The organism is Micromonospora sp. NPDC002411, assembly GCF_053592955.1.
This window is the reverse complement of sequence record NZ_JBSFBM010000403.1, coordinates 1-5,483: the sequence shown is the minus strand read 5'-3', so window position 1 is coordinate 5,483 and position 5,483 is coordinate 1. Positions and strand designations below refer to the sequence as shown.

The window sequence follows — 5,483 nt, the reverse complement described above, 5'->3', positions numbered from 1 at the left end:
GGCGCGGGGCGCGGGGCGCGGGGCGCGGGGCGCGGGGCGCGGGGCGCGAGGGGCGAGGGGCTGATGCACGCCGCCGCTGGTGCACCCTCCGCAGGCACGACCAAAACTTCTGTCCGTTTGAGCAAAAGTTAGCGTCGGAACAGCCGAAGCTCTGGACAGGTGATGCGAGCGCTCCTACTGTGTCGGACACAACACATCGGCATTGCGTCGATGTGAACGATGCCAATGCAGAGGCGGCTCCCGGTGCGAACGGTCGACCCCCTACACGTGCGACTGTTGCGGTTGCTCCGCGACGAGGGAGCCGTGTCGCGGGCCGAGCTGGGCGACCGCCTCCAGATGCCGCGCCCGCGCATGCTGGCCGAGCTGGATCGTCTGGTCGCCCTGGGCTACGTCGCCGAGGCCGGGCTCGCCGCCTCCCGGGGTGGGCGTCGCTCGACGCTGGTCGAGCTGAACCCGAAGCTGCGCTTCGCCGCCGTCGACCTCGGTGCCAGCTCGATGGACATCGAGGTGGTCAACGGCCGCCTCGAACCGGTGGCCCACTACGGCGAGGCCGCCGACATCCGTAACGGTCCGAAGGTGACCCTGCAACGGGTCAACGAACTGCTGCACAAGGCCCGGGTCGACGGGGCGTACGAGCGGCTGGACGCGGTAGGCATCGGCGTACCCGGCCCGGTCAGTTTTCGGGACGGCGTCCCGGTCTCGCCGCCGATCATGCCGGGCTGGGACCGGTACCCGGTGCGTGAGCTGCTCAGCCGGGAGCACGGCTGCCCGGCGGTGGTCGACAACGACGTCAACATCATGGCGATCGGTGAGCGGCACGGTGGGGTCGCCCACTCGGTGGACGACTTCCTCTTCGTGAAGATCGGCACCGGCATCGGGTGCGGCATCTACCTCACCGGCGAGGTCTACCGGGGCACCGACGGCTGCGCCGGCGACATCGGCCACATCCAGGTCGACTCGCACGGTCCGATGTGTTCGTGCGGCAACATCGGCTGCCTCGAAGCGCTGTTCAGCGGTGCGGCGCTGGCCAAGGACGCCACCGCCGCGGCCCGCAGTGGGGCGTCGCCGGCGCTGGCCGAGCGGATGTCCCTACGCGGTGTGGTGACCGCCCTCGACGTCGCCGAGGGTGCCGTCGAGGGGGACGTGACCTGCATCCAGCTGATCCGTGACGGCGGACGGCGGGTCGGCGGCGTGCTCGCCGGCCTGGTCAGCTTCACCAATCCGTCGATGATCGTGATCGGCGGCGGGCTCGCCCAGCTCGGGCACATCCTGCTCGCCGAGATCCGCAGCGTGGTCTACCGCCGTTCGCTGCCGTTGGCCACCGGCAACCTGCCGGTCGTGCTGTCCGAGCTCGGTGGCCGAGCCGGCGTCGCCGGAGCGGCAGTGCTTGCCAGCGACGTCGCCTTCGCGGAAGCCGCATGAAGTTGACCGAGATCCTGTCGTGAGCGAGGAGGAGACTGTGGCTCTGCCCGAGGATGACCCCGCCACCGCGTCGGCCGAGGCCGTCGCCGAGGCACCGCTGGTCGAGGCTCCCGCCGACACCGTCGCGGGCGAGGTGGTCCTGCGCCTCACCGATCTGGTCAAGACCTTCCCCGGCGTACGCGCACTGGACGGTGTGCAGCTGGAGGTGCGTGCCGGCGAGGTGCACTGCCTGCTCGGGCAGAACGGCGCGGGCAAGTCCACCCTGATCAAGGTGCTCGCCGGCGTGCACCAACCGGATTCGGGGCAGGTGGAGTGGCGCGGTGAACCGGCGACCTTCGCCAACCCGCAGGCCGCCATGAAGGCCGGCATCGCCACCATCTACCAGGAGCTCGACCTCGTCGAGGACCTGTCGGTGGCGGAGAACGCCTTCCTCGGCCACGAGTACCGCAACTTCGGGTTCGTCCAGCGCGGTCGGATGGCTCGGCACACCCGGCAGATCCTCGGCCGGCTCGGTCACGCCGAGATTCCGCCCGGACGGATGGTCCGGTCGCTGCCGGCGGCGGGCAAGCAGATCGTCAGCATGGCCCGGGCACTGTCGCACGAGGCCCGACTGATCATCATGGACGAGCCGAGCGCGGTGCTGGCCCACGACGAGGTCGGCAACCTGTTCCGGATCATCCGGGAGCTGACCGCGCAGGGCATCGCCGTCATCTACATCTCGCACCGGCTCGAGGAGATCCGCGAGATCGGGGACCGGGTCACCGTACTCAAGGACGGTCGGACCACGGCGGCGAACCTGCCGGCGCGCGACACCCCGACCCGCGACCTGGTCAGCCGGATGACCGGCCGGACCATCGAGTACGTCTTCCCGGACCGGCCGGTCGACGACGGCGTCGGCGACGACCTGCTCCAGGTGGAGGGGTTGACCCGCACCGGTGAGTTCGCCGACGTCTCGCTGAACGTGCGTGCCGGGGAGATCGTCGGCATCGCGGGGCTGGTCGGCTCGGGGCGGTCCGAGCTGCTGGAGACGATCTACGGTGCTCGTCTCCCGGAGGCCGGTCAGGTTCGGATGAACGGGCAGGTGCTGCGTCCCGGCGTCGGCTCGGCGGTCCGGGCCGGCATGGGGATGGCGCCGGAGGAACGCAAGAGCCAGGCTCTGCTGCTCGGTGAACCGATTTACCGCAACGTCACGCTGGCCACCTTCGGCCGGTACGCGCGGCTCGGCTTCACCGACGCCGCCAAGGAACGCGCCGAGGCGGACCGGATCGCCGAGACCCTGGAGCTGCGGCCCCGGGACGTCGACCGGCCGGTACGCACGCTGTCCGGCGGCAACCAGCAGAAGGTGGTGGTCGGGCGGTGGTTGCTCGGCGGCACCAAGCTGTTGCTGCTCGATGAGCCCACCCGGGGCGTGGACGTGGGCGCCCGGGCTGAGCTCTACCAGGTCATCCGGTCGTTGGCCGCGCAGGGCGTCGGGGTGTTGCTGGTCTCCAGCGAGGTGCCCGAGGTGCTGGGTCTGGCCGACCGGGTGCTGGTGATGCGGGAAGGGCGTGTCGTCCGCGAAGCCGCGGCCGGCGAACTCGACGAGAACACTGTGCTTGACCTCGTGATGGCGGGGTCCTTGATGGAAGGCGCACCGGCATGAGCGACGCGACTCCCACTCCCACCGCGACACCGGAGCGCCCGCAGCTTCCGGCACAGTCGCCGCCGGTGGACCCGGCGGAGACGGCGGTGGCCAGCGATAAAGCAACTTCGGGCCGGCTCTCCTGGTGGCGGGGGGACGGCGGCGACGGCGCCAAGCGCAACCTCGGTCTGATCGGGGTGCTGGCGGCGCTCATCGTGGTCGGTGCGATCACGAAGCCGGACCTGTACGGCGACCCGAACTGGGTGTGGAACAACGTCCTGGCCATCCTCCAGCTCGCCTCGGTCGTCGGTGTGGTCACCGTCGGGATGACCTTCGTGATCATCGGCGGCGGCATCGACCTGTCGGTAGGTGCGATCGTCGCGCTGGCCGGCGTCTGGTGCACCACCGTCGCCACCCAGAACTTCGGCGCCGGCGGCATGATCTTCACCGCCCTGGTGGTCGGCATCTGCGTCGGCCTGGTCAACGGCGTGCTCATCTCGTACGGCCGGTTGGTCCCCTTCATCGCGACGCTCGCGATGCTGGTGGCCGCGCGAGGGCTCGCGGCGTCGATCTCCAACAAGCAGACCCAGGTGTCGAGCAGCACCTTCATCAACGACATCGCGGCGCGCAAGGTGATCGGGATCCCGATCCTCGTCTACATCCTCGGCGCGGTGGTCCTGGCCGGGTGGGTCCTGCTCAACCGGACGACCTTCGGCCGGCGGACGATCGCCGTCGGTGGCAACCCGGAGGCGGCACGGCTGGCCGGCATCAACGTCCGGCGGCACACCATGCTGCTCTACGCGCTCTCCGGTCTCTGCTGCGGCATCGCCGCCATCATGCTCACCTCGCAGGCCACCTCGGCGCAGGCGGCGATGGCCAACCTGTACGAGCTGGACGCGATCGCCGCGGCGATCATCGGCGGGACGCTGCTCAGCGGGGGTCGCGGCACGATCGTCGGCTCGTTGCTCGGCGTCATCATCTTCGCCACGATCACGAACCTCTTCGCCATCAACGGCCTCTCCATCGAGGCGCAGAACATGGTCAAGGGCGGCATCATCGTCGCCGCCGTCTTGATCCAGCAGTTCCAGTACAAGTCAGTCACTCGGCTCCTCGCGCGGAACAGGGTCACCACCGCCTGACGCACCGCACCGTTGTCCCTGGCCACGTCGAAACTTTCGACGCTGGCGGGGCCTCGCACACCCTCAATCAGTCAGATACCGCTTCCAGGAGGTCGTTCATGACCCAGCACAGTCGCGACCTGTCGCGCCGCCGGTTGCTCTTCGGCGGGGCCGCAGTTGGCGCCGCCACCCTGCTGACCGCCTGCACCAGCAACGAGACACCGGCTGCCAGCACCCAGACCAAGGCCGCGGGCGGCGGCGAGGGCAACAACGCCCCCGGCAAGAAGGTCGTCATCGGCTTCTCCGCGCCGGCCGCCGACCACGGCTGGATGGGTGCCATCCACGCCAACGCCAAGGCCCAGGCGGCGGCCTACTCGGACGTGGAGTTCAAGGAGGTCGACGGTGGGTCGAACTCCGAGGCCCAGCGCTCCACGCTCGGCACCCTGATCGCCCAGAAGCCGGACATCATCGTCGTGCTGCCGCACGACGGCAAGGAGGTCAACGCTGTTGCCCTCCAGGCCATGCAGGCCGGCATCCCGATCGTCAACCTCGACCGTGCCTTCCCCGACGCGCTCGCGTCGCGGCTGGTCATCAAGGGTGACAACTACGGCATGGGCGTCTCGGCCGGGCACTTCATCGGCAAGATGCTCAAGGACAAGGGTGTCGCCAACCCGGTCATCGGTGAGATCGCCGGTCTGGAGATCCCGCTGACCGTCGAGCGCAGCGAAGGCTTCAAGGCCGCCCTGGCGACCTACGGCTTCACGGTGCGGAACCGTCGCTCGGCCGAGTTCACCTCCGACAGCGGCCAGCGTGAGGCGTCCCAGCTGCTCCAGGCGCTGCCGAAGATCGACGCGATCTGGAACCACGACGACGACCAGGGCATCGGCGTGCTGGCCGCCATCAAGCAGGCCAACCGTTCCGAGTTCTTCATGGTCGGCGGCGCCGGCTCCAAGCTCGCGATCGACGCGATCAAGGCCGACAACACCGTGCTCAAGGCGACGGTCACCTACAACCCGTCGATGGCCTCCTCGGCCGTCTCGCTGGCGCGGCTCATCGCGCAGGGGCGTGGCCTGGGCGACCTGACGGAGCTCCAGGTGCCCAAGGAAGTGACCCTGGCCTCCGAGACGATCACCAAGGAGAACGCGAGCAGCTACGACAAGCTCGGGTTCTGACATACCGGGGGGAGACCCACCTTGTCCACGACAGACAAAGAACTGCGGGTCGGCATGGTCGGCTACGCGTTCATGGGCGCCGCGCACTCACAGGCGTGGCGCACCGTGAACCGCGTGTTCGACCTGCCGGCGCGGGCCCGGATGGCGCTG

4 protein-coding genes are annotated in these 5,483 nt (G+C 69.5%); all 4 read left to right on the top strand.

Going from position 1 to position 5,483, the window contains the following annotated elements; genetic code table 11:
• Positions 1-243 precede the first annotated feature (243 nt).
• The 4 genes from ACWCO3_RS30810 (at position 244) to ACWCO3_RS30795 (ending at position 5,333) form a co-directional block, all read left to right on the top strand.
• Entirely contained in the window at positions 244-1,422 is a 1,179-nt protein-coding gene (locus ACWCO3_RS30810; protein ID WP_145779462.1) for an ROK family protein, read from the top strand.
• Positions 1,423-1,555: 133 nt separating this feature from the next.
• A complete protein-coding gene (locus ACWCO3_RS30805; protein ID WP_208745129.1) occupies positions 1,556-3,064 on the top strand; it encodes a sugar ABC transporter ATP-binding protein in 1,509 nt (502 codons plus the stop codon).
• Positions 3,061-4,182, top strand: coding sequence for an ABC transporter permease (locus ACWCO3_RS30800; protein ID WP_145779463.1), 1,122 nt, complete (start codon positions 3,061-3,063; stop codon positions 4,180-4,182). Before ACWCO3_RS30805 ends, ACWCO3_RS30800 begins: the two co-directional genes overlap by 4 nt.
• Positions 4,183-4,280: 98 nt before the next feature.
• Positions 4,281-5,333 carry a substrate-binding domain-containing protein gene (locus ACWCO3_RS30795; RefSeq protein WP_145779464.1) on the top strand — a complete coding sequence of 351 codons (1,053 nt, stop codon included), beginning with the start codon at positions 4,281-4,283 and terminating at the stop codon, positions 5,331-5,333.
• Positions 5,334-5,483 lie beyond the last annotated feature (150 nt).

Bases quoted from the DNA above. Each gene is read 5' to 3' on its own strand.
- ACWCO3_RS30800 (WP_145779463.1), top strand. From the start codon at position 3,061: ATGAGCGACGCGACTCCCACTCCCACCGCGACACCGGAGCGCCCGCAG.
- ACWCO3_RS30795 (WP_145779464.1), top strand. From the start codon at position 4,281: ATGACCCAGCACAGTCGCGACCTGTCGCGCCGCCGGTTGCTCTTCGGC.